22 protein-coding genes are annotated in these 23,821 nt (G+C 36.0%); 16 read left to right on the top strand and 6 right to left on the bottom strand.

Translation table 11 applies throughout. The features are described 5' to 3' along the window. The first annotated feature begins 3 nt into the window (after nucleotides 1-3). The 3 genes from ACXAEA_RS14335 to ACXAEA_RS14325 all read left to right on the top strand — a co-directional run bounded on the left by ACXAEA_RS14335 (nucleotide 4) and on the right by ACXAEA_RS14325 (nucleotide 4,098). Nucleotides 4-714: a YqaE/Pmp3 family membrane protein gene (locus ACXAEA_RS14335; protein ID WP_475096561.1), complete on the top strand. Its 711-nt coding sequence runs from the start codon at nucleotides 4-6 to the stop codon at nucleotides 712-714. 1,852 nt (nucleotides 715-2,566) lie between these two features. Beyond that, nucleotides 2,567-3,097: a hypothetical protein gene (locus ACXAEA_RS14330; RefSeq protein ID WP_475096560.1), complete on the top strand. Its 531-nt coding sequence runs from the start codon at nucleotides 2,567-2,569 to the stop codon at nucleotides 3,095-3,097. A gap of 437 nt (nucleotides 3,098-3,534) precedes the next feature. Then, on the top strand, nucleotides 3,535-4,098 hold the full coding sequence (locus ACXAEA_RS14325; RefSeq protein WP_475096559.1) for a recombinase family protein: 564 nt from the start codon (nucleotides 3,535-3,537) through the stop codon (nucleotides 4,096-4,098). 152 nt (nucleotides 4,099-4,250) lie between these two features. Here the strand turns inward: ACXAEA_RS14325 and ACXAEA_RS14320 are convergent, their stop codons facing one another. Together ACXAEA_RS14320 and ACXAEA_RS14315 are read right to left on the bottom strand one after the other, a co-directional pair. Then, nucleotides 4,251-4,715, bottom strand: a complete 465-nt coding sequence (locus ACXAEA_RS14320) for a hypothetical protein (protein ID WP_475096558.1) — start codon at nucleotides 4,713-4,715, stop codon at nucleotides 4,251-4,253. Between the two features lie 117 nt (nucleotides 4,716-4,832). Then, nucleotides 4,833-5,288, bottom strand: coding sequence for a hypothetical protein (locus ACXAEA_RS14315; RefSeq protein ID WP_475096557.1), 456 nt, complete (start codon nucleotides 5,286-5,288; stop codon nucleotides 4,833-4,835). Between the two features lie 295 nt (nucleotides 5,289-5,583). Between ACXAEA_RS14315 and ACXAEA_RS14310 the strand changes: the two genes are divergently transcribed. Both ACXAEA_RS14310 and ACXAEA_RS14305 read left to right on the top strand, forming a co-directional pair. Next, nucleotides 5,584-5,850 (top strand): YolD-like family protein, encoded by a 267-nt coding sequence (locus tag ACXAEA_RS14310; protein ID WP_475096556.1) that lies wholly within the window; start codon nucleotides 5,584-5,586, stop codon nucleotides 5,848-5,850. Nucleotides 5,851-5,981: 131 nt separating this feature from the next. After that, entirely contained in the window at nucleotides 5,982-6,347 is a 366-nt protein-coding gene (locus ACXAEA_RS14305; RefSeq protein WP_475096555.1) for a hypothetical protein, read from the top strand. 38 nt (nucleotides 6,348-6,385) lie between these two features. On the opposite strand, the gene ACXAEA_RS14300 is transcribed toward ACXAEA_RS14305, so the two are convergent. Then, complete coding sequence (locus ACXAEA_RS14300) at nucleotides 6,386-6,703, bottom strand: hypothetical protein (RefSeq protein ID WP_475096554.1); 318 nt, start codon at nucleotides 6,701-6,703, stop codon at nucleotides 6,386-6,388. Between the two features lie 314 nt (nucleotides 6,704-7,017). Here ACXAEA_RS14300 and ACXAEA_RS14295 point away from each other — a divergent pair, with 314 nt between their 5' ends. From ACXAEA_RS14295 to ACXAEA_RS14280, 4 genes are all read left to right on the top strand, one after another. Continuing rightward, nucleotides 7,018-8,319 carry a hypothetical protein gene (locus ACXAEA_RS14295; protein ID WP_475096553.1) on the top strand — a complete coding sequence of 434 codons (1,302 nt, stop codon included), beginning with the start codon at nucleotides 7,018-7,020 and terminating at the stop codon, nucleotides 8,317-8,319. Nucleotides 8,320-8,620: 301 nt separating this feature from the next. Beyond that, complete coding sequence (locus ACXAEA_RS14290; protein WP_475096552.1) at nucleotides 8,621-13,087, top strand: sacsin N-terminal ATP-binding-like domain-containing protein; 4,467 nt, start codon at nucleotides 8,621-8,623, stop codon at nucleotides 13,085-13,087. An 859-nt stretch (nucleotides 13,088-13,946) separates the two neighbouring features. Further along, complete coding sequence (locus ACXAEA_RS14285) at nucleotides 13,947-14,387, top strand: DUF6376 family protein (RefSeq protein WP_475096551.1); 441 nt, start codon at nucleotides 13,947-13,949, stop codon at nucleotides 14,385-14,387. A gap of 529 nt (nucleotides 14,388-14,916) precedes the next feature. After that, nucleotides 14,917-15,600, top strand: coding sequence for a hypothetical protein (locus tag ACXAEA_RS14280; RefSeq protein WP_475096550.1), 684 nt, complete (start codon nucleotides 14,917-14,919; stop codon nucleotides 15,598-15,600). A 102-nt stretch (nucleotides 15,601-15,702) separates the two neighbouring features. Here the strand turns inward: ACXAEA_RS14280 and ACXAEA_RS14275 are convergent, their stop codons facing one another. Further along, nucleotides 15,703-16,638, bottom strand: coding sequence for an LCP family protein (locus ACXAEA_RS14275; protein ID WP_475096549.1), 936 nt, complete (start codon nucleotides 16,636-16,638; stop codon nucleotides 15,703-15,705). 291 nt (nucleotides 16,639-16,929) lie between these two features. On the opposite strand from ACXAEA_RS14275, the gene ACXAEA_RS14270 reads away from it, so the two are divergent. The 7 genes from ACXAEA_RS14270 (at nucleotide 16,930) to ACXAEA_RS14240 (ending at nucleotide 21,492) form a co-directional block, all read left to right on the top strand. After that, entirely contained in the window at nucleotides 16,930-17,199 is a 270-nt protein-coding gene (locus ACXAEA_RS14270; protein WP_475096548.1) for a DUF1450 domain-containing protein, read from the top strand. Nucleotides 17,200-17,302: 103 nt separating this feature from the next. Next, a complete protein-coding gene (locus ACXAEA_RS14265; RefSeq protein WP_475096547.1) occupies nucleotides 17,303-17,653 on the top strand; it encodes a hypothetical protein in 351 nt (116 codons plus the stop codon). 130 nt (nucleotides 17,654-17,783) lie between these two features. Continuing rightward, nucleotides 17,784-18,296 (top strand): cell wall hydrolase, encoded by a 513-nt coding sequence (locus ACXAEA_RS14260; protein WP_475096546.1) that lies wholly within the window; start codon nucleotides 17,784-17,786, stop codon nucleotides 18,294-18,296. 215 nt (nucleotides 18,297-18,511) lie between these two features. Further along, the gene (locus ACXAEA_RS14255) at nucleotides 18,512-19,294 is read left to right on the top strand and encodes an SGNH/GDSL hydrolase family protein (RefSeq protein ID WP_475096545.1); all 783 of its coding nucleotides are present in this window, start codon (nucleotides 18,512-18,514) and stop codon (nucleotides 19,292-19,294) included. A 12-nt stretch (nucleotides 19,295-19,306) separates the two neighbouring features. Beyond that, a complete protein-coding gene (locus tag ACXAEA_RS14250) occupies nucleotides 19,307-20,218 on the top strand; it encodes an ABC transporter ATP-binding protein (RefSeq protein ID WP_475096544.1) in 912 nt (303 codons plus the stop codon). After that, nucleotides 20,211-21,191: an ABC transporter permease gene (locus ACXAEA_RS14245; RefSeq protein ID WP_475096543.1), complete on the top strand. Its 981-nt coding sequence runs from the start codon at nucleotides 20,211-20,213 to the stop codon at nucleotides 21,189-21,191. Before ACXAEA_RS14250 ends, ACXAEA_RS14245 begins: the two co-directional genes overlap by 8 nt. A gap of 85 nt (nucleotides 21,192-21,276) precedes the next feature. After that, entirely contained in the window at nucleotides 21,277-21,492 is a 216-nt protein-coding gene (locus ACXAEA_RS14240; protein ID WP_475096542.1) for a YczF family membrane protein, read from the top strand. 16 nt (nucleotides 21,493-21,508) lie between these two features. Here the strand turns inward: ACXAEA_RS14240 and ACXAEA_RS14235 are convergent, their stop codons facing one another. Further along, a complete protein-coding gene (locus tag ACXAEA_RS14235) occupies nucleotides 21,509-22,621 on the bottom strand; it encodes a GerAB/ArcD/ProY family transporter (RefSeq protein ID WP_475096541.1) in 1,113 nt (370 codons plus the stop codon). Between the two features lie 14 nt (nucleotides 22,622-22,635). After that, nucleotides 22,636-23,820: a Ger(x)C family spore germination protein gene (locus ACXAEA_RS14230; RefSeq protein ID WP_475096540.1), complete on the bottom strand. Its 1,185-nt coding sequence runs from the start codon at nucleotides 23,818-23,820 to the stop codon at nucleotides 22,636-22,638. Nucleotide 23,821 lies beyond the last annotated feature (1 nt).

Below are 23,821 nucleotides of genomic sequence, written 5' to 3'. Positions count from 1 at the left end.
CCATTGTTATATTTATTAGCTATATTTTTTCCACCCGTTGCAGTATTGTTAACACGTAAACCATTACAAGCCTTTATAAATTTGATTCTTTGCTTCTTTTATTTTATACCTGGAGTAATTCATGCGATTTATATAGTCTATAAATACAAGTCTGAAAGAAGCGGTATCAATCAGGCAGCGGTAACTTCTGCAAGGGCAATTACTCAAACAGAACCGCCTAAAGTACAGAAAAAGAACAATATCATTACTTTTAATGTTGCAGGTGTGACTTATGAAAACGATAAGGGTAAAAAAATCCAACCGTTATTAAGAAAGATTGCAAAAGATATAGCTGAAGAAAATGGTATTCCTGCTTTTTCAGGATATACAAATAAAGAAATTTTAGATGGTTATATAGAGGTTTCCGAATTTGAAGATGTTGAATTTGGAGATTATGTATCTTTGGAGAAAGACCTTGACAATAAATTTGATAAGAATGCAATAAAGGTTTTGATTAATTTAGGAAATGACCGTCTACATATAGGTTATGTTCCTAAATCGGATAATGTCAGAGTAGGGCAATTGATGGATTCGAACTCAATTGATTATATTGATGCTGTTTTTGTTGGAGGTAAAGTAAAAGAAGTTGAATATAATGATGAGAAGGGTAAGGATATTATTGTTGTAAACGAATTAACATTAGGGGTAGAAATTACCTTAGATGTAGGTAAATAAGAAGTTAGGCTTCCTCTTTTGGGGAAGTTTTTTTGTTTGTATATGTAAAAGTGTTTAACCCTTTAATTTGACATCATCAGGACCAAAAAATGGAGCTTCCTTGTTCATGTTTACCTCGACAATAATAGAATCAGCATCCTTGTTCCTTTTCACTAGGATGGTTGGAGATGCTCAGTTAAATTTCTCGCCCTCTGTCCGAAGTTGTTGGATCTGTAATTCCATATAGCCATCTTTACGAGAAGGTTCATCTGCAGGTTGAGGGATGTCTTTTCAGCTTCGCTTTCCATGAAACCGGAAAGAGCGCTGTGTCTTCAATTACCTTGAACGCCGTCATGTTATACTCAGCATTGTTGTTTTCTCTGTGCTTGTCTCACTCTGTTTTCAGATCATGCACGATCAGCTTGATTCTCCCCATCAGTAGGCAGATATGATTTATTGTACGTTTGTACAGGAATTACATCTGGTGGAAATGATAAATAAGGAATTTCGTGTCTGGAAAAAAAGATGCTAGCAAACTTGGAATTCAGGTGAGTGGTGATTACATTGGTAGTTTTGCCAAAGGATAAGTAAGAAAGTATCGGTACAATTTCGGTTTTTATGGTAAAATTAGCTAATGAAAGGGGGTTTATATAATGATTAAAAAACTTTTTATCTCATTTATATTTGTCTTTATAATTATGGTACTTTCCGTATTTGGTATGAACCCCTCATTATTGCTCACTGGTGGAATTAAATGGGTTACACTGTTCGTTCTTCCTTGGATTATACTGTATTGGATTATCAGATTAGTAAAAGGGATAGAAAATAATAATCGAAAGTTTTAAGTAATTACATAATAAAAGAGTTATATGTTTTTGTAAAATTTGCCTTGAAAGTGATATCCCCAGATACTCATTTTAAAGGACCTCGTAGTGTACATTAAATTGTTTGGAGGCTTATTTGCAGTGGCAAAAACGATTATTTATGGAACTGGAAGATTGCGTAATGGATTCTGCTGATAAGTCGGTTCTAAACTGTATCAAAAAACAGTACCGTCTCATAGTTGCAACATAGTACCGTTTATGATGGGGATTTAAAATCGGAAATACTCGCGTAAGTACACATGATGCACTGAAGGAGGCTAGTTGCGAACGGATATTCACGCAAAACAATGCAGTAAACAATAATAATGGGTAGTGCTACAGGAAGCGCTTTGAAAAGGCGATACACTCGTCCTTAATAAGCTAGATATGTTAGTTAGGGGCGCTCAACATTTAAGTTGCTGGAATTGCCCCCTGGATATGAACGAGATGGCAGTGATTTCGTTTCGAATGTGGTTTTTATCTATATGACAAAGCCAGTTGGTCGCTTCTTCTTTCGAACGATGGCAAGCATTACAGAACAGGGATATAATCGTCGAGCGAATGCATGCAGGTTTTCATTAATAAATGAACCAGATAATTGAAAAGTCAAGGGGGTATTTAATTGGATAAATGTAAAAAATGCAAGAAACCAATCGATAATTCACTCCATAAAGAAAATGTATTCTTCCCGAAAAGAATTTACTGTTCAGAGTGTGAGGCGAACATTGCTAAGTTTTTTAGGGAAACAGAAGAAGAAGATCAAGAGTCCAAGCGACGGGCGGATAGGTACAGGTCGAAAAATACTAAGATGTATTTTAATAAAGTAAAAAGAAGATGAAGTAAACTAATGCTGTTAGATCATATTGAGCAGATTTTTTACAAACAAATGCGATTGTTGTATAAGAATTTTGAACTTGTTTTTAAAATAAGCAGGTTTTTCTTTTGTATATAAAGTGTCATAACTCAAAGTTTCGGTTCAATAAAATAAAAATAGTGATAGGAGGAATATTATGAGTTTTAGAAAAGAAATACAATGGTACGAGCAGAAAAATGGAAAAGCATTTATTGAAAAATATATTCCGCAGCATAAATGGATACAAGAAAACTATTGTAAAATGCCAAATTCGGATGAACAAAACTGTGGTGTATACGGTATCTATTTTAATGGCAAGTGTGTATACGTAGGAGAATCAAGTGAAATTGGGTGTCGATGGTTGGCCCATATTTATAATATATGTGAAAATTCAATAAAGTTTTGGGGAATATCTAATGAAGAAATAGAAGAGGGTACTGTGAGTATAGAGATGCGAATCATTAAAGCAGGAATAAGCGATAAAAAAAATAGAAAAGAATTAGAGAGGTTGTATATAGAAGAAGAAAATCCCGTTTTGCAACGAAAATTCGAGAAGTATTACCCAAAAGATAAAGCTGAATATTTACAAGGTATTTGGCTTCCAAGAGATGAAATTAGAATAGATCAATGTATAAAAAAAGATTATAGACGAGAAGCGATAAAGGAAAGTGTGTTACTTTGTAAATAAGATTGAATAAAATAAGACTCTTCACTGTACATAAATTTTATGAAATAGTTTGATAAAGCAACGATAATAATTTCGAGACAAGTCTTAAGGGAAATAATTAAGCGTTATTTCACGTATTTTTGAATCTATCCCAATAGATTAGAATCTATTTGAGACAGACATAAAATCCTAGAAAAATAAGAATTCATAAAAGTTCTATACGACTTGTCTCAAAACTCTTACCGTTGTAAATCCACATTTTCCTGATGCTACCCCATGTTGAATAAAAAACAGATCGATGCCGAATTCCATCTGGAATTGGCTTTTTTGACTTTCATTAAAACGAAGTGTGTCATAACTCAAAAGTTTTGACACCGGTATTCCTATCCGCTATAATCAATGCATAAGTCGGTGTCATAACATAGAGCCAAAAATTAACTGAAAATGAGGCAGAGAAAATGAAATACGGATATGCTCGCGTATCAACTACCGGTCAGGACTTACAAGCGCAGATGGAAGCCTTGCAACGCGAAGGATGTGAAAAGATTTACTCGGAGAAGTTCACGGGAACAAAGGCGGATCGGCCGCAATTTCAGGCTATATTAAAAGTGCTGGAAGCTGACGACACGTTAGTTGTTACAAAGCTGGACCGGTTTGCCAGGTCAACTTCTGAAGCACTAACAATCGTAAAGAATCTATTTGATCGAGGCGTTAAGGTACATGTGTTGAATATGGGGCTAATTGAGAATACACCGACGGGCCGCCTAATCTTTACCATAATGAGTGGCTTTGCGGAATTCGAACGGGACTTAATCGTGGAGAGAACGCAGGAAGGAAAGGCAATAGCAAGGCAACGAGAGGACTTCCGTGAGGGTAGGCCAGCAAAGTTCACTAAGAGGCAAATAACTCATGCCTTATCATTGTTGGATAAGCATTCGTACAAACAAGTTGAGGATCTGACCGGTATCTCAAAAAGTACTTTAATTAGGGCTAAACGAAAACAATCGTACAAAGAGCGTTGATTCAAGAGGATTAACGGTCTTTTTGTTGAAATCCTTATTAAACAAACGGGGCAGGTTAGCTAAAGAATGATTTCTAAACTATCTTGTGAATATATACTCCATCACTTTTTGAGGAGGTTCTAAATATAAACAGAAAAAAGCTCCTTTACTATTCAAAACAGTGTGAAGGAGTTTTTTGGAGTCAAACCAAGTTCCTTTGCAATTTCAACAATCTTATCATTACGTTCCCAAAAGTCACTAAACGACTCAATACAATTAATTTGGTACTGGGAAAGTGAAGATTTCGGAACTATAACGTCAACATTAGCCTCAACAGTTTTCATTCCAGTTTTTTTTGCAAAGTATGTTCTATGGTTACCATTACTTTGAACACAATATTCACCATTAGGAAATAATATCAAGTCTATGTCATTACAAAACCGCTCTGGGTCATATCCGTTAGCTTTTATCGATTTTTCTATTTTATCTAGTCGTTCTTGTTTTAATCCCGTTTCGTAAGTTAGACCCATAATTTTATTCACAGGGACAGTTGCTTTACCACTGGTACAAACATACTCATCTTCATAACCGTCCATCATTTCCTTTAAATGTCTCCAACCTGAATAGTCAATTTTCACTTATAAAACCCCCATGTTTTCTCTATTTTACATACCTCAATATTACCAAAGTTTTCGGAACTGACAGGATTCCAATAAGAGGAGAGGAAAAATAGTTGAATAAGTTGTTTCGAAACCCTATTCGCTATAAGAACTCAATTTGCGGGAACTCAAATATTCCATCCATTTCAAGAGAAGGTGTTTGTAGTCCCTTTTATCGGAAAGGACATGAGGCGTGGCTTCTACTTTGAAAAACTGATAGGTCGTCATGCTTGATGGCACCACAGTGAAACTTTCAAGTCCACGGAGTACAATGCCAATATCCACTCGGTTTTTATTGCCTTTGAAGTCAAAATGGTCATCCAAAAATTCAACTTTCAGCTGAATAGGGAGTTCAAAGTCTGAGTGAGAGGGTGTTAATTGCTCATAATCCTCTATAATCCAGTCGGAGACGGTAATCACAACATTTTCCCTGCCTCCCGTTGCATTTGTTTTGAGTTGAAAAAATTCCTCTGTTGCTTTTTGTAAATAGGATTCCAAGTCAGACGGACGTAAACACGGTAAGGCAATCGCCATTGGTTGGTAAGATGGCATGGTAAAAACTCCATTCTATAGGGATTTACCTCAAGTAAAACACAAGGAAAAACCCTTGTAAATACAGTGTTTTTCCCCTTGTCGAACTGAACCCTTCAACTTTCGGGTTTCTCTCTTAAAATTTTTTTCCAGAAGAACAAATTCTCGTACCAGTGAAAGAAGGGGATGTTGAACAATCCCTGTTTGAAAATGGGGGTTGCCTTTTCAAGTGTAATTCAGCAAAGCTGTTTTTTTATGTATAAATAGGAACTTGTGTTCTATAATAAAAAAGAGAGAGGAAAGAGAGGTTTGAATTATGGGAATACAAGAACGTGGTCTGATAAATTGGCGAGCGGCAGCTTTCATGCAAGAACAGGGACCTATGTTAAAACAAGCATGGCTGGATGATTCAAAAATAGAAAAACCATTACTTGATGAACTGCAATGGGAAGGAATTGAGCAAAACCTCCTTTTAGCGATGGAATACGCAAGCCCGGTTGTGATTAAAATCTGGAAAAATGGGTCTTTCAAAGAGTACAAAGGGATACTGCATTACATGGATGACATAAACAAAGCGCTCTAACTGCAAACAGAAGAAGGACATATGATCAAATTACTCTTCAATGAAATCGTTGAAGCTTGGCACAAAATACATAACAAAATAACGTAACATAATATACAAAAATGCTACGTACTACCAATGATGGTTAATGTATGATGGAAACAGGAATGCAGAATTACGTTCTATGGGCAAAGGAAGAAATTAGCAAACTGAAGCAGTTCGTGGAGCTCGCGGAATCTTATCATCCGGATACACCAGAGGGGCATATTATTAAGGAGAATGCCTACTATAACAGCATTCCAAAGGTAATTAAGAATCTTTATGAAAAGGGTATAATAAAAAATGGAAAAGAGATAGGTAGGAAGGATGTATTAGAAGTTCTAAACGCGACACCAGAGGGAGAACTTCACCGAATTATCCAGACCTGGTACAAAAAAAGACTAGTGGTAATAAAAAGCAATTGTCCGAGACAACAAAACCTAGCAGGAATGGAAAACTTACTTTGTTACATTCTTTGAAAAACGAATCTATAAATAGATGAAACTAAGAAGGGAGTCTATCTAAACGACTCCCTTTTTTTGTTGGAACGAACCTGATGGGATTTTTCTACTTGGTGGTTATCCGTCTTTTTTTGAAGACCTTTTGCACTATTTAATTTTGAGTATTTAGGCCAAACAACCTCATCGAATTGACCAGCTAGCAGTAAGCAGGATGTTTTTTCATTTGTATTTGTGGAATCTAAAGGTATTTTTTTTATTTTATAAGCTTCTTGGAATTCTAATTTAACTACATGCAATATATCTTTGGTGAAAAGAGAATGATCTTTTGCAGTATCAATGGCCTCTCTCTTATCAATGAATATTTTGTTAATCATTTTGTTCTCCCCTTTTAAATATGGTTAATATATACTTATCCCTCCTATTATGCATTTATTACAAAAAATTTAAAAAATAATGTAAAAAAATGCTGGTTTATGGAATAATTGGGTTTATAGAAGTCCAGAAGAAGTTTTATAACCTTTAAAAAAGAAAGCCTCGCCGTTAAATAATACGACGAGGTTTTAAGCAGTTTATTAATAGGAATATGGTCTATCTTGCGTAAACATAGTTTAAGTAGAATCCTTAACAATTCCTAGGAATGACAAGGTTGGGCGGTTACTTTATAAAATAAATTATATTAGGAGGAAGTATGTACTATCAGGAATCAATAGAATATAAAGTGGAATCAATCTATCATGCCAAGACAAAGGAATACTTTAGTGAAGTTTTTAATTCATATAATAACGGAAACTACCGTTCTGCAATAGTTATGCTTTATTCGGTAGTAGTTTGCGACTTAATTTATAAACTTCAAGAATTATCAGATAGATATAACGATACTATTGCAGTATCAATATTAGAAAAGATTAAGGAAGAACAAAATGAAAACCCAAGTAATCCTAAGTGGGAAAACACATTAATTACAGAAATTAAAGATAGAACAAATCTATTGGAAACCCAAGACGCCCTTAATATTGATTATTTAAAAAAGAATAGACATTTATCCGCCCATCCCATTCTTGACCAGTTAGATATGTTAGTCATGCCTAATAAAGAAACTGTTAGAGCTAATATTGTAAATATGTTAGATGGAATCCTCTGTAAAGCTCCCTTACTTTCAAAGAAGTTTATATCAACATTTTTAGAGGATCTTGTTTCTGTAAAAGATCAATTAATTAAAGACAATGAACTTGAAAATTACTTGAACAGTAAATACTTAAGTAAAATAAACAAACCAACGGAAGAAAAATTGTTCCGGGATTTGTGGAAATTCACTTTTAGATTAGAAGATGCTAACACAAATGAAAACCGTGATGTCATTTTCCGGGCACTCTTGGTTTTATACAAGAAAAATAAAGTATCGTTCAATACTTTGATTGATTCTGATAAAAGTTATTTTAGTCATATAAAGTTAGAAAATGAAAAAATCTTAGATTTAATTTTAGGATTTATGTCACTCTTCCCGGAGGTTTACAATTCAATGGAAGAGTCGGTTAAATTAATAATAAATACTAATGCTACCCATAGCTTTGACGCATTTACTAAAAGTATTTTTTTATCTGAAAGTATTTTACAACATTTAGAAGCAATTAAATCCCGTATGGAAAATGCCTTTATTTCTGGTCGACTTTCTGAAAATGGGAGATGGCTTTTATTTAAAATATCTGTAGAACACGGGACGGTCAATCAGTTTTTAAATTTAATGATTGATTTATTTAGCGCTAGCAGGAGTTATGATAGTTCCGATATTAATTTTCAAGATTATATTTCTGCTTATGGAGACCTGTTTAGTAAGGAGCAATTTATAAAAATTCTTGAAGCTATAAATGAAAATAAACAAATATATGAACGAAGGCAGGCTTGGCGGGATAATAACATTCTTAAAGATTTTATTAATAGGAGGTTTAAGGACGAGATTGATTTTGATGATTATCCCAATGTTAGGTTGTAATTCCTAGGTAAAGTGTAACAAAGAGCGATGCGTATTAAAATTGCATCGTTTTTGTTATAAGAGACATCAAGTCGATTTCTTCTTTGGCCAACTGTCCGCAAGTATAGGGCAACAAAATAATTCTATGAACCCCTGACGGATTAAGCTGCTAACGGTTAAATAGTCAGTTGGTGTTAGATTTAAAATTCGGTTGGCTTGTGGAAGTTTGTGTGTTTTGATTGTTCTGGATCAAAAACAAACACCGTGATAAACATTGAAAATGAATTAATAGGCTAAAGATTTGTTCTGGGGGTGTGTTTGTATGACTTTAGTTGAGAAAATAAGAAAACGATATATTGATAAATACAAAACGTACCAATATGAATTAGAATCAGATTATAAAGAAGATGAGCAAAGAAAAACGGATTATCATGGAAGAGAGTTGCTTGAGTTGTTGCAAAACGTAGATGATGCTGCAGTCAATACTACATTGATTGAAGTTGATGTTCTACTCGAATACAAAGATAATGTCCTTACAGTGGCAAATAACGGGACAGTATTTACACAAGAAACTATCGAAAGATTATGTCATGGTTCTGCTAGTAATAAAACTGATGATTTTATCGGAAATAAGGGAACTGGTTTCCGATCATTATTAAATTGGGGGAAACAAATTGAAATTCACTCTGGAGGATTCCACGTTGGTTTTTCTCAAGAATTTGCAGATAAAGAATTTAATAAATTAATTGAAGAATCTGAAATAATCAAAGAACAGCAGCACAACGTTCCCAATCTTTCTATCCCTGTTCTCCATTGCCCATTTGAAGCGGAAAGTATTGAAACTAGTTATGATACTGTAATAAGAATCATAACCGATGAATCTTTTCAAAATGACCAGCAGAATATATTGAATCAGATTAATAGTTTTGACTATAAAACTTTGATTTTCCTTCCGAATATTACAAAGATAACTATTCAAACAGACGAGTTTTATAAGGTCGTGGAAAAGGTAAGTAAAGAAAACGGAAAAATAGAGATACATGTAGGAGAAACCGTTGAAAAATACTTATTCTATCAAAATCCAGATGAGCCATATATTAATGTAGGAAAAAACGAGAAAAGAAAGATTCGGTCTTCGGTCGCAATTTCTTTAGACAAAGAAGCTGACTATTCTGTAGATAAATTGTATTGCTTTTTCCCAATCAGAAACTTTTCTACACCATTGAATTGTTTGATGCACGCTACCTTTGATTTAAATACAAGTAGGGATGACGTTCCCTTGAATGATATTAACAAGGCGGTATTTGAGCATTTATTGAAGTTTGTTAAAACAATAAGCGAGAAGGAACTCATTTTCCAAAAAGATAGACTATTGGCCATCAAGACTTTGACGCCTATTTATAAGAAAAGCAAATTGTGGAACGATAATGGCTTTAATTTATTCAAGTATTACTTGGAACTACTCAAGGATTGTAGAGTTATACCAACTGTTAATGGAAATTTTGTTTCCATAGCTGATAAGCCCAAATTGATAACTTCAGTGTTTCCTGATTGTTTTATGGGTGAAGAATTTGCAACTTTATTGGAATATATGCCAACCACAGAAAATGATGATTTATTAAAAGTCCTTGCTGAAAAAAATGATGTTGAATTGGAGTATAGTGATGAAGACTTGTGCAAAATAATTAATCGGGCTGCAAGTAGTTGGGATATTCCAAAAAAAATTGAAACATTTATCTGGTGGGGTAAGGAATATAAGGATTCCAAATTGTTACCAGATTTGTTATGGAGTACTCAAGAAGGTTTTATAAAAGCAAATGATACAGTGTACTTTGTGCGTGGAAGAAAGCTCGATATTCCTGTGTGGACTAGTGTAACTCAACTGGATAAAGAATTTGAAAAAGAGTTAAAAAGACAATTACTAGAAATTGAAAGTATAAAAAGAGACTTAGCAGATGAAGGTATTCTCGAGAGGGTAATCGCACGAAACTCCGGAAGCGTTTGGAATAGTTTAATGCCGCAGTTGAAATTTCGAGATGCTGATTCGTCAACTATTTTATCTCCAGTGAATAGTTCAGTTGATGATTATGAGAAGGCTAAGGAATTTACTAAATGGTTGTGGGATAATTATTCTTCAAACCCAAATTGGCAACCTCCTGAAGATATAAGATTTAATTTACCAAGTCAAAAAGAAACAGTTGAACGTTCAAATAATTTATATTTCGATAGACAATACGGCAATAAGATTGGTGATAAATTATTTTTAGACGACAAATATAAAGCATTTGTGAATATTAATGAAATCGGGATCGACGAGGATAGCAAAGTTGATTTTAAATTGTTTGTTGAAAAACTGGGTGTACTTAAATTTCCTGAAATCGGCAAAAAAACCATCAATGACAATAAATTTAAAAGCATATTTACTAAAAAATACTTATCTGAAAAGCTACCAGGAAATGATGTGGATGAAAGAGCTCCAAGGCTTAGTAGCATTGAATTCAATACTATAGACAATCTGAAAGAGATATTGGAAAAAATGTCTATAGAAGATATTGTATTTTGGATAAAATCCGACGCTATATTGCAGGATGAGCTAAATCAGAAGCACGCTGGGACAGTTTCATTTCATTTTACAGCAAGAATACAAGCGGACAGATATCAACGATATCAGGATTATGTGCAAAGCTATATCAAATTCATTTTTGAGCATACAAAGTGGTTAGAAATTGACGGAGAAAGATTTGCTCCGAATCAATGTGTATTTGCTTATCCAGGTTTAGATATTTCAAGTGTGTCACCAACAATCACGAACCATCATGTAAAAGCCCTTGCTGATGGGTTGGGGTTAAAACAAAAAGAATTGAAAGAATTCTTGGTTAAAATAGGAGTAAAAGAAAAAATAATAGAACTGAAATCCAATGATTTCTATAGCGTATTACTGAAGTTGCCACAATTAGATCAGAGTGGGCAAATATCTGAGAAAATTTACCGTGAAATTGTTGAGTTAGATGAAAATCCATTTGAAGATTCCAAGCAATATCAGAAGTTTATCAATCAAGGAATGGTGTTTACACAAAACCAAGTGGGTAAAAAATACCACTTGGCAAAAGAATCTTACTTTAGCAGCAGTATTCAAGTTAATGTTGGGAATTACCACATTATGAGAACACCTTTGAGAAAGGGTAGTTTTCAAATATTTAATAGCATCTTTGGGGTTAATGAGTTTAAGGAGCGTTATCGCGTCGTTCCTGAAAGTATTAGAGTCCATTATGATAATGCTTTATTTCAAAGTAATTTTAATGATTTTATTGTTTACGCAAGAGCCTGGAGCGAAAAAAATGCGAATATTAAAATGCGAATCGATAATATTCAACTGAGTTTAGTTTCTCGCGTTGTGTTAGAGGATAATGGCACTGAAAAATCCTTAACAACCAATTATTTACTCATTAAAGGCAAGAATGACTGGTTGATTTATTTAGACTCTTCTCAAACGATGGATTCGCGACAAATCTCAAAATGTATAGAAGAACTATTTGCCCAAATAGCAAACACGACAAGCAATGAAATTCCTAATCAATTAGGGGAATTGTATCGAGATAGAGAAGGGCGAAAGTTTTTAGTTGAAAAGCACTTTGGAACTGTGGATGTAATAAATCAAATATCAAAAAATTCAATACGGAATAATCTTTCTGATGTACTTAAATTGAATTATGAGTCAGAAGAACTAAACCATATTGATTACAACCAGTTCAATAATATCGATAATTCTGAGTTGCTCATCATCCTATTAAAAAAACATAGTTTAGATATTGAGATTTTAAAAGAAAAGGGTTTTGAATACGAAATTAATTTAAGAGCTTATTGGACAAAGATGATAAAATCCTTTATTAGAGGTAATTTTGAAAAATATAAAGCCAACTTATTTTTAGAATACACTGGTTATAGTCAAAACGAACAGGAAAACTTCATTATGGATTTAAATAAGTTTAAAAACTTTAATCCACAAAAGGATGAAATATCAAATTCTGTTTACTTTGATGTAGAAAAATTTATAGCAAATAAATTCCCCTCATTGACAAAGATTTGTCCTGAAATATATATAGATGAAGTTTATAACAATAACTTTAGTCTATTGAGTGGTAAAATTCATGATTCAAATTTCAATGATTTTGTTGACGAACATTTTAAGTTAAAATCGTTAGTTTATTTCCTGAATGATAAGTATGTGGACTATATCAAAGAACAATTTGAAAAATATCACGAAAGAAATAAAACAGACAATTCAGTAACTACATTGGTAACTACTACTCAAAGTAGTGAGCCAACTTTGTCGAAAACAGTTGTTCATCCAATAGAACCTAAAGTAAATGCAAATCAATCTTCCCATATTAAACCACAAACAAGATCCTCGATAGAGAGAAGTGAGGTTACGAAGAGCAAAAATGGTAAAGATGCTGAAAAGTTAGTTCGTACCAAATTAAAAGGCATATACGACACATTAAGATGGACATCTGAAAATTCGGATATTCCAGCGGAAAGAAACCAATCGTCTATATATGATATGGAATATCAAAGAGATGGAAAGATTGTATATGTTGAAGTCAAGGCTGCTGTTAGAAACTTTTATATGTCATCTCAAGAGTACGATTTTGCACATGAACACTCAGAATCATATGAAATATATTTAGTTAATTTGGAAAACAAGCATATAGACGGACCACATAGCATTGAAGAATTTAAAGCGTCAAAAAGGGCAAGCCAATATAGATTTTCCTATAATTTGCAGTAATTTTTTTGTTAATCTCATTTAAAACCAGTGCATTAACAAAGATTAAAGATCGTTTATTATTTACAGTGTTTTATATACTTATTCTTTTTATTTGAACATTAGTGATCTATTTTGACAGACCGGGGCCGCTCCCATAAGCTAAGTAGCAACTGTAAGTAAACAGGAAAATGTTCTTCTTTTATTTAACATTAAGGTACGTTTGGTGCCATGCTTGGTGCCCAAATTTTTAAAATTAGAAATCACAAGGAATCTTTAGAAAGCAAAAAACCTTGATTTATCAGTATTTCTAGGTACATAAAGGTACTAGAAAAACAGATGCCAGCAAACTTCAAAACCGCTTGTGACCTGCGTGCCAGGTTAGCTGGGTTCGATTCCCAGGCGGTCCCGCCAACTATAATGTATTATCAACGGTTTAGACATTTTTTGACAGTGATTTGAACCGTGATTTTTTGTGATAAAGTCCCAAGTATTTTTTCTGTAAATTACATAGACCTAGTGTGACCGATTATCGTTATACTGGTGTGTTTAATCCACTTATTTCTGTTAAAGAAGGGTGGATTTTTTTATTCAATCTCTTATTGATGTTTATTGTTTTTCAAAAGGGGAAATAACACAAAAGACATAAAAGGATGGGGGATTTTCATTTATGATGAAAGTACTTTTAATTGTGGCAGTAATTGCTGTTGCATACATAGCATATAAGAAATTTGTAAAACAAAGATAGGTGGGCTCCTGCAAAGGGGCTTTTTATTTTAGAATAAAAACGATGTTTAATTATAATTATTTAAAGAACTGAAACCTTTCTTGATTTTGCTTCGTATCACATATGGAAAGGCAATTTAAGAAAGGAGGTCGGGGAATGAAAAAAATACATTTGCTTCTTATAATTGCAGCCTCACTGATTTTAAGCGCTTGTTCATTTCTAGGTGAAGTTAATGAATCAATTGATTATGTAAATCAAGCTACTGACCATATAAATAAATTGAATGCTTTTGCAGAAGAAGCTCCTCAATTGATCGAGAGTGCTGCCAATGATTTAGAAAGACAGAAAGAACTCGAAACTAAATTGGTAACTCTTAAGCAGGATATAGAGGACTTTATTAAAATTAAGGATGTCCCTTCCATAGCAAAAGACATACATCAAGAATTAATTGTAAAAAATGAGCTATTACTTGTTGAGATAAATGAAGTGTTACAAAACGGACATTTGGCTTTGGATAAGTTAGAAAACTCACAAATATTTAATACGGTTAATGAAGTAACAAATTTATTAAATAGAATAGAAAATCTAGGACAATAAAAAGGATACTATAAATGAAGTGAACCAAAATAGTTAGACACATATTTTAGCGACACTGTTGGACATGAGTTTGATATTCTACTGGACTCATGTCCTTTAACTTTTTTACTTCATACTCTTGTTGTTGTAGTAATCGATCTAATCGTCTAATTCAAGTAATATTGCGCAATACCTTCAAATTCCTGAAGATAGAGAAGCTCTGTCTTTAGTGTACAAAGAAGTTTGCCTTTGTTAAAATATGCCAATATAGAACTCTTAATATATCCCGAAAAGTGGAGCAAAACAATACTATAACGATTAAAGATATTAATAATAAAATTCTCTTTCTAACTTCAAAACCGCTTGTGACCTGCATGCCAGGTTAGCTGGGTTCGATTCCCAGCCGGTCCCGCCAAACATACATATTGAACCGCACAGGTGAAATTTCACTCGTGCGGTTTTTTTGCTTTCAATTGATAGATTGGAAATTGAATCAGAGGAAAAGTTATACCGCATAATAAAATTAATACGTAAAGAAAGTAGGGAATTTATGAAGAGGGGTCTAGTTATTCTTTGTTGGCTTGTTTTCTTTGCTTCGAATGTTGTTTCAGCTGAAGGGTCGTTGGAGAATCAAACACTCGTTGTGGGGGATGAGAAAGAAGGTGTATCCCTATACGCTACTCCGAATGAAGCAGAAGGGATATTTACAAACTTTACTGTAAAAATCGGAGATGAATTGGTCGAAACTTATGGCTGGGAAGTTGAGATGAGAGAAGAAAGACTCCCGGAATTACATGTAATCGATCTCAATAATGATGGAGAAAAGGAAGTTGTCGTCATACTGACGAAAGGGACGGGTACATGGGTTGTTCAAAAAGAGGCTCATATTATCCAGAAGGTGGAGACACCTGATGGTCTATCCTATGAGGAAATGGACATTGACAATCCGGTTCACACAATCGAGCGGGACTTCGGAATAGCCGCTACTGACAAAACGATAAAAGTTGAGGGGCGTGGGCATTCATGGCAAGGGAAGAACCCATGTGGGAAAACACTTTATCGTCACCGCTTTCCGTTCTCGCAGTCTGTAAACTGGAAAGTAGATGGAAACAAGCTTGTGTCAATAGTGGGTTTGCCAGTTACCTACGATTGCGTGCCAGCGAGTTTCGTTCTCCAGTATAAGCAAAAGGGAGAAATTTATGTAGCAAAGCGGGTACAGGTGAATTTAGAGTAGTATTTTCATTTATCAATAAGTTTTTAGTAGTCGGGTGAGGTAAGATTTCCAATTTGCAAATTAAACCGCACAGGTGATCTTATACCCGTGCGGTTTTTGCTTTCAAAGGTTTAAAAACTCTTCCAATGTTTTTCTATTCTCATCGAAGTCGACTTCTAAAACTTCTCCGATGCCTGGATATCGTTCATTTGTAAAACTGCCATCTTTAGGTATTCTTAGGGTGTCTATTTCTTGGCCTTCATTTGTTATTAGATCTTTTCCAAGTGTTAAAAGGGTGGAAGTGTCGATATCTGTATCGACATTTTTATTTAGAACTTTCAACAATTCAGGGAGTTTGCCTACGCTTTCTATACTTACAGCTTCTTCTTTTAATTTTGATATAACTTCTTGCTGTCTTTGTACCCTGCCAAAGTCACTTAAGCGGTCCTGCCGAAAACGGACGTATCCAAGAAGTTCGTTGCCATGCAGCTGCTGCTGACCTTGTTCTAATGTCATACCGATCCCATCGGACATCTCGTATGGTATGTCAACCTGAATCCCATTTGGAGCAAGGATATCTGCTGCATTTACGAATCCCTGAAAATCAACAATGGCATAGTGATGAATATTTAGCCCGAAATTTTTTTTTATTGTTTTCCTTAATAGTTCAGGTCCTCCGTAGGTATATGCAGCATTTAATTTTTGCTGGCCATGTTCAGGGATCGAGACATACATATCACGCATGAGCGAGATTAATTTTACTTCCTTATTTTTTGGATTATAATGGGCAACCATGATCGTATCTGTTCGGGATTGTTTTTCACCTCTCGTGTCACTTCCCAATAAAAGAACATTGATGGAGTCCATTTTATTCTTCTCTCCATGAAACGAGTGTTTTGCTTCGACCTTTTTGAGTGGCTTGTTAAATATCTTTATACTGTTTTCTATGTAATGAATGATGTTAAAAAGGCCAACCATAAAGATTCCGATCAGCAGAAATGCGCCTAATACTCTCCTCCATCTTATTCTTTTTCTCTTTTTATTTTTCAAAATTTGCACCACCTGGACTGATAAAATGAGCATTTAAGTTTTATAAAGTGAAACTTGGAGTAGCCATTATTTCATATTTAGATTTCAATTAATGATAAATTAGGTTACAGTTGTTTGAAATTCTATTAACAATTTTTTCATAGGGAAATATTTCTCCTTAGTAAAGCTGTGAAAAAGGCTGCCTATAAATATTCACTGGATAATGAATTCTCAAACATAAGTTTTTTAATAGTAAAGATTTTTATGTTTATTGAGCCTCAATAAAAATGATATAATTCTTATGCTGGAAAGAGGTGTTGCATGATGAGCATGTTTCAAAAGCTTTTCTCAAAAAAGAAGAAAGCGAAGATTGAATTTTGCCAGCGGAACCTGGAGCAGTTTTTAAAAGAAGAGAATTTCGCTTCATACAACGAGTTTTTGAGCCGTAAAAATGTGACTTATAAGGAATTTGAATGCCAAAGCAGGTGCAAGGAATGCCGGATGTCTCCATATGCTATGGTGAATGGGGAGTTTGTGGCTGCCGAGGATTCAGCGGAATTGCTTAAGAAAATGGCGAAATATATAGATTAAAACCGCTCTTGGATTTTTACCTGAGCGGTTTTTTAGTGCCATAATTGAAAGTATTAAAATCCACGCCTATTTCATATTTTTAATTTAAGGGAGGCGTGGGAATTTGACCTTTGAGATGCAAAAAGCGATCCTGCTGGCAGAAAATATGAAGGGTTTTGTGGATTTTGTCCTTAAATGCTATCACGAAAAAACGCGATTGATTTTGAATCATGATAAATTGTATCAAGTGAAACTATGGGTGGAGGAGTATAAGTTCCAAACTCTCGCAGACGAAATGATGAGAATCAATATGTATGATTGGGATGAAAAATATACTTTGCTGCTCGCGGGGAGATTTTGGAAAGGTTTGAAGATCATTGAAGAGTATGTTGAATACAACTATAGTGATTTGTTCGTGCTGTCTGCGAGGATTCATACGTTAAAAAATTTAAGTGCTTGTTTTATCAACCCATAATTACAAGATTTTACCCTTGTTGGCATAAACTTTGAATCCACCCAGTGATTAACTAATGAGTTCGTTTTGTAAACCTGTTAGCCTTATAAAGGGCCTGTTCAGTCTAAAAAACAAAAACAGGAGGTTTACAATGAAAAAAATTATCATGTTAGTTTCCATACTTACTCTCGTTATTGGTTCATATACAGTTTATGCCGAAACGTCGAATTCAAATCAGACTGCAGACAAGTTGACAGCAAAAAAGGTGGATGTCGACACGAAGGAATCATCTGTTACAGATAAACGCTTCATAAAGGAAGAAGAGGTTAAGCTTCTTGCCCGCCTGGTCCATGCGGAAGCGAAAGGCGAACCTTATGAAGGAAAGGTTGCGGTGGCAGAGGTCGTACTGAATCGTGTGGAACATGAACAATTCCCGGACACGGTTAAGGAAGTCATTTATCAAAAAAATGCTTTTGAACCCGTTCAAAATGGATCGATCCAAGAACCTGCGGATCGAGAAGCTGTCAATGCAGTTGAAGATGCATTGGAAAACGAGAATAATATAGATTGCCTTTACTTTTTTAACCCCGATACAGCTACAAGTGAGTGGATTTTCACTCGTGATGTGGTCAAGACAATTGGAAATCATTCATTTGCTATCTAAAAAGCGCGAACAGCATGAAAGCTGCGCGCTTTTTTTGCGTTTGAAAGAGGCTGGTTCGGTTTTTAAAGTAAAAAAAATTTTTTATAGCGAACTGGAAAAAATCCCTGTTTATTTTCAATTTCGCGTCCAGCACATTGCAATAGCATTATTATTTTTAAATAAGAAGAAAGTATTATAAAATAAACCTTACCAATTAGTGGAACGAGGGTGATCGTGTGAGGAAGTATACGGTGAAATTGACGCTGATGTTTTCAGTGCTTTCCCTTATATTGATGTTGTTCGGTCTTGGATGGACGATACAGAATCAATTTTTTAGCAATGGCACTGCTGGTATGGTGGAGGAAGTGAAGCCAGGTAAGGAAGAATCGGCCAAAAAAGAAGGGAAAGTGGTTGTTGCCCTGGGGGATTCTCTTACAAGGGGAACGGGCGATGACAGCGGCAAGGGGTATATTGGATACCTGGTTGAAGAGCTTGAGGATAAATCGAAAGAGAAGATTACCATACATAATTATGGAGTTAAAGGATATCGATCGAATCAGCTTCTGGAACAGCTGAAGCAGGCTGAAATACAAAGGAAGATCAAGACTGCGGACTACATACTGATCACGATTGGCGGCAATGATTTGTTCCAGAGCGGGGAAACCTTTTTACAAATGAACGAAGAGAAAATCGTCCAGGCGAGGGAGAGTTATTTGAAAAATCTGCAGTCTGCACTTGAGGAACTAAGAACTATCAATGATTCGGCTGTTATCTTTCACATCGGGCTCTATAATCCATTCATCGATTTGAACGATGCCGAGAAGACGACGAATATTGTCCGGGACTGGAATTATGAAACGAACAAGCTGCTGGACATGCAGAAGCAGGCGGTGTATGTGCCGACCTTCGATTTATTCCAACTCAGTGTGAACGACTATTTATACACAGATAAGTTCCACCCGAATGCAGAAGGCTACAGGCTGATTGCGGAACGGGTTGCGTCTTTGATTACGTGGTAAGGGGGGAGAACGATGGCTGAAGTCACACTTTCTGTAAAAGGATTAAGGAAGACGATTGGCAAAAAGGAAATCATTAAAGGCATTGACTTCGATTTGAAAAGAGGAGAAGTATTCGGTTTTTTAGGTCCGAATGGTGCTGGTAAAACAACAACCATCCGGATGCTGGTCGGTCTGATCAAACCTAGCTCCGGGACAATTGAAATTGGCGGCTACAATGTCAGGAAACATTTTACGAAGGCAATGTCGCAAATGGGCTGCATTGTTGAAAATCCGGAGTTGTATTCATATTTAACTGGCTGGGAAAACCTTGAGCACTTTGCGAGGATGCTGCCTGTGGTCGACCGTGAACATATGCAGTATGTTGTTGATCTTGTCCGGCTGCAGGAGCGGATTCATGATCCTGTTAAAACCTACTCGCTCGGGATGAGGCAGCGTCTAGGTATCGCACAGGCTTTGCTCGGAAAGCCGAAGGTATTGATTTTGGATGAGCCGACGAATGGACTGGATCCGATGGGGATACGGGAAATGCGGAATTTCATCCGTTATCTGGCGGAAGAAGAGGGGCTGACAGTGCTTGTATCGAGCCATCTGCTAAGTGAAATCCAGTTGATGTGTGACAGGGTTGCTATAATCTCTCGAGGGTCAGTTATTAAAGTTGACTATGTTGAGAACCTTCTAGCTCTGCAGGAAAGAGTGATTTGGAAAGCGGAACCGAGCAAGGCAGCAAAAGAGGTTTTGGAAGAAGTTACAAACGTTGTGGAAGGGCCGGATGGTACCCTGATTACTCCTTACAGTGAAAGAGATACTGCATCCTGGAATCACATGCTTGTTGAAAAAGGAATCAAAGTTAAAGAGATGAACAGGAAACTGCCTGCACTTGAGGATCTTTTCCTTGAACTGACCGGGGGTGAGACGATTGATTAATCTCGTTCGGAATGAAATGTTAAAGATCGTCCGCAAAAAAAGGATTGTTATTGTAGCGGGAATCATCGCTGTGCTTGTGGCACTTTTTACTTATTCGCAATTCAGGGAAATCGAAAGAAGGCTGGAACGGTTTGGCGATGTCGATTGGCGGACGACTTTGCAGCAGCAAATCATCGATACGCAAAACCGGATCACGAGCAGCGGTATTTCTGATGAATGGAAAAGCGAATTGCAGCTTCGAATTCAGCAGCAGCAATACTATCTTGATAATGATGTGAATCCGATGGAGCCTGGCGCGCCAACATTTGTACGCACTTTCGCGGAGCATTCCATCAATCTGTTCCTGCCATTGATGATCATGGTCGTAGCGGCAGACATCGTATCTTCAGAACGGAGTGCGGGGACCGTGAAATTATTGCTGACAAGGCCAGTGATGCGCTGGAAGGTGCTGATGGGCAAATATATCGCATTGATTTTATCCGTTTCGATCATTGTTGTTTTATTTGGAGTTATCTCCTGGTTGATTTCCGGCATGATTTTTGGTTACCAAGGCTGGACGGCCCCTGTGATAACCGGATTCAGCGTCACTGGGAATGAACTCAATACAAATGCTGTCCAAATGATTCCGCAGTGGCAATACCTTCTGATGGAGTTCAGTCTTGTCTGGTTTGTGGCGTTAATCGTTGGAACAATTACGTTCATGCTGTCCGTATTGATTCGAAACACACCTGCAGGAATGGGAGTCATGCTTGCTGCTCTAATTTCAGGAGCTATCCTCAGCAGCATGGTGTCTTCATGGGAATCAGCAAAATACTTGTTCATGATCAACTTAAACCTCACAGGTTATTTGTCCGGCCAGGCACCTCCGATCGAAGGGATGACTCTTGGATTTTCACTGGTCGTTTTGACGATATGGGGAATCGCGGCATTATTGGTTTCGTTTGCAGTGTTTATAAGGCAGGATATTTATTAGAGGTCAAATCACCGAAATGACCGAGGTTTTTTGTTGATGGATAACGAGCACCATTGCCACAAATAATATGGTTTAGGTGATGCATATGAAACTGGTATTGGCGATATTTTCATTGGTTATCCTTGTATTTGGTTTAGCCATTTTTGCTGATGTTATTCAAGGAAATGGTGTCTTCGAAGCGATCAGTGCTTTTAAGAAAATCAGGCATACGATAGGACCTGAAGAGTACATGTTGATCATTCTCTTTTTCCTTCCGTTGATTGGTTCAAAAATAAATCAGTTCCGAACAAAACTTGAATAATATAGCGGCTGCCCGATTAGAGATTTAACCGGGCAGCCGCCATTTTTTGTCTAAAAAAGGCAACAATTAATATGAATGAAGGAATCAGGATTTGCATGGGTACATGGAAGTAATAAGGTGTAAAGTTCAAACCTTCTTTAATATGTTCGATATAATTTGGAGCAATGATGAGTGAACAGATTAAAATGATGATTCCAAGCGGATAAATGAGCTTTTTTGTTTCTTTTGTATTAAAAAGTTCGGAGATTCCAAGCATTGCGCAGAAAAAGAAAACTGTAATTTTTACAAAGCCTAATAGGACCATCGAAATGATCACGACTGTATCAAGCCTTTGAACAAATTCAGCAATGTTGATATAGCTAACAGCTGTCAGGAAAGGGAATGCTGAACGTGCTCTGACATCAGGCCCCATAATGGATAGGTGGAGAAAATTAATGATGGTTAAAGTTATTCCGATAATAGAGAGTCCCAAAATCCCTATTTTCCAAGTACTTTCTTGATTATTCAGAAAGGGGATCAGCATAGTAAATGCAATCATTTCACCAAAAGGAAATGTCAGTGTCGGTATCAGCTCCTTAATTACTGGCTTCCATCCGTTTTCCAGGACAGGCAGAAGGTTATCAAGCTGTATGATACCTGCAGCAATTTCAAATACAATAAGTAATAACAGCATAAGTACCAGAAGGAAAAAGCTGAGCTCAGTTATTCGAAAAAAGACCTCTAGTCCCTTGAAGGCTGCATACATGATACAACTGACCATGATGATGCCGATGGCCAGAAGTGAACTGGAGCGATAGGCCGTGACGACTAAAAGCTCCTCAAAGTCGCGCAGAACACGGGCTGCTATGTAAACAAAATAGCCAACATATAAAAAACCAATCGTCCAGCCTAAGTATTTCCCGAGAATTTTTTGCAGATAACCAATCAACGATAAATTTGGATACATTTTTGCTAACTTCGCGTAAATCAAAAATAAAAGACAGCCAAGGCAGGTTGCCATTAATATAGCAATCCAGGAATCCTGCTTGGAATTTTTTGCTTGTCCAATAAGAATGGAGCTGCCAATTTCAAAGACAAAAATGACACAAAATAATTGAAATCCATTTATTTTAACTTTCGGAATCATCATCTGCATCTCCTATCTCAATATGGATAAGGCATGATTCTCATTCCAGTACCTTCAATATCCATCTGTACTTGAACCTTTACCTCTGCTCTAGCAAAAAATTCATTCCAATCTTGCTTATGTCTTTTCCAATCCTTGACGCGTGTTTTTCTTAAGATTTCTCCAAAACCATATACATCACTTTTCAATTCCTGTGCAGTTGTAATTCCGTCTTTTATTTCCTTTTCCAACTCTCGTGCTGCTGTATTCTCAAATTCCTGAATGACTTCTCGTTTGCTGATATCCTTATTGCACAGCATTTCCGAAATATAGCCTGAAGCATTGGCATTAATCGAAATTTTTGGATGATCATTTACAATTTCAACTTTAGTCCGACTCTTTAAACGATTAACCATGACAGATGTATAGCGGTTCTCGTCACAGTGGATCCTTAAATTCGTCTGTTGCAATTGGTTGTTGATAATCTGGAGAGACTTTGTCTTCTTGCCATCCATCCAGCCTGCAAGTTTTCCTTCATTGAATATAGCCATACCATTGAGGGTGATGTGTGTCTTTTCCATCGATTCAAGGTTTTCCTTGCTAGCTCCCGTTTTTATGTTTCCTAAAACACTAATACCAGGTATGACTGGCTCAGCTCCAAAGTTTGATAAGTCTTCGATTACATCGTAAACTTTGATTTCTCCATATTCACCTAACAGTTCGGAGGCATTCTTCACTTTTCCTACTAAAGAACGGACTGGGATTTTGTCAATTGTCGAAAGGATGTCCATTGTCGTTTTTACATCAGTATCTCTTGCGATGAGTATCGGTACATTCACACGAACGCTTGCATCCCTTTCAAAAATATCAAATATGAAATTGAGGCTTTCCTTTTCAGCTAACTTTTCACCTATAACGACTAATTGTATATGTGAATAGATATTTTCTCGGGAAAACACATTTGCATGTTTTCTCCCAGCTTCTGAAATCGTTTTGCCGGTCGTTTTGAAATTGATGACAGGGGAAGCGCCTGAACCAGTTCCTTTTGCGGCATTTTCACTAGGATTGACCACTTGATAAGTAACTTCGTAAACATCCTGATCTGGGATATAGTCAAGACCCATTCCAAGTACAAGAGAAATCTCATTCAGTTCCTTATAATTGGAGCATCCACCGATAGTCCCCATTAATAATAGTGCAACAATCAATAGATTCTTTCTCAAA

Source organism: Mesobacillus sp. ABV4_180, assembly GCF_056158485.1.
The sequence above is the reverse complement of the archived record's forward strand: the minus strand, read 5'-3'. Positions and strand labels throughout refer to the sequence as shown.

Bases quoted from the DNA above. Each gene is read 5' to 3' on its own strand.
- ACXAEA_RS14330 (WP_475096560.1), top strand. From the start codon at position 2,567: ATGAGTTTTAGAAAAGAAATACAATGGTACGAGCAGAAAAATGGAAAA.
- ACXAEA_RS14325 (WP_475096559.1), top strand. From the start codon at position 3,535: ATGAAATACGGATATGCTCGCGTATCAACTACCGGTCAGGACTTACAA.
- ACXAEA_RS14315 (WP_475096557.1), bottom strand. From the start codon at position 5,288: ATGCCATCTTACCAACCAATGGCGATTGCCTTACCGTGTTTACGTCCG.
- ACXAEA_RS14310 (WP_475096556.1), top strand. From the start codon at position 5,584: ATGGGAATACAAGAACGTGGTCTGATAAATTGGCGAGCGGCAGCTTTC.
- ACXAEA_RS14305 (WP_475096555.1), top strand. From the start codon at position 5,982: ATGATGGAAACAGGAATGCAGAATTACGTTCTATGGGCAAAGGAAGAA.
- ACXAEA_RS14300 (WP_475096554.1), bottom strand. From the start codon at position 6,703: ATGATTAACAAAATATTCATTGATAAGAGAGAGGCCATTGATACTGCA.
- ACXAEA_RS14295 (WP_475096553.1), top strand. From the start codon at position 7,018: ATGTACTATCAGGAATCAATAGAATATAAAGTGGAATCAATCTATCAT.
- ACXAEA_RS14290 (WP_475096552.1), top strand. From the start codon at position 8,621: ATGACTTTAGTTGAGAAAATAAGAAAACGATATATTGATAAATACAAA.
- ACXAEA_RS14285 (WP_475096551.1), top strand. From the start codon at position 13,947: ATGAAAAAAATACATTTGCTTCTTATAATTGCAGCCTCACTGATTTTA.
- ACXAEA_RS14280 (WP_475096550.1), top strand. From the start codon at position 14,917: ATGAAGAGGGGTCTAGTTATTCTTTGTTGGCTTGTTTTCTTTGCTTCG.
- ACXAEA_RS14270 (WP_475096548.1), top strand. From the start codon at position 16,930: ATGATGAGCATGTTTCAAAAGCTTTTCTCAAAAAAGAAGAAAGCGAAG.
- ACXAEA_RS14260 (WP_475096546.1), top strand. From the start codon at position 17,784: ATGAAAAAAATTATCATGTTAGTTTCCATACTTACTCTCGTTATTGGT.
- ACXAEA_RS14250 (WP_475096544.1), top strand. From the start codon at position 19,307: ATGGCTGAAGTCACACTTTCTGTAAAAGGATTAAGGAAGACGATTGGC.
- ACXAEA_RS14240 (WP_475096542.1), top strand. From the start codon at position 21,277: ATGAAACTGGTATTGGCGATATTTTCATTGGTTATCCTTGTATTTGGT.
- ACXAEA_RS14235 (WP_475096541.1), bottom strand. From the start codon at position 22,621: ATGATGATTCCGAAAGTTAAAATAAATGGATTTCAATTATTTTGTGTC.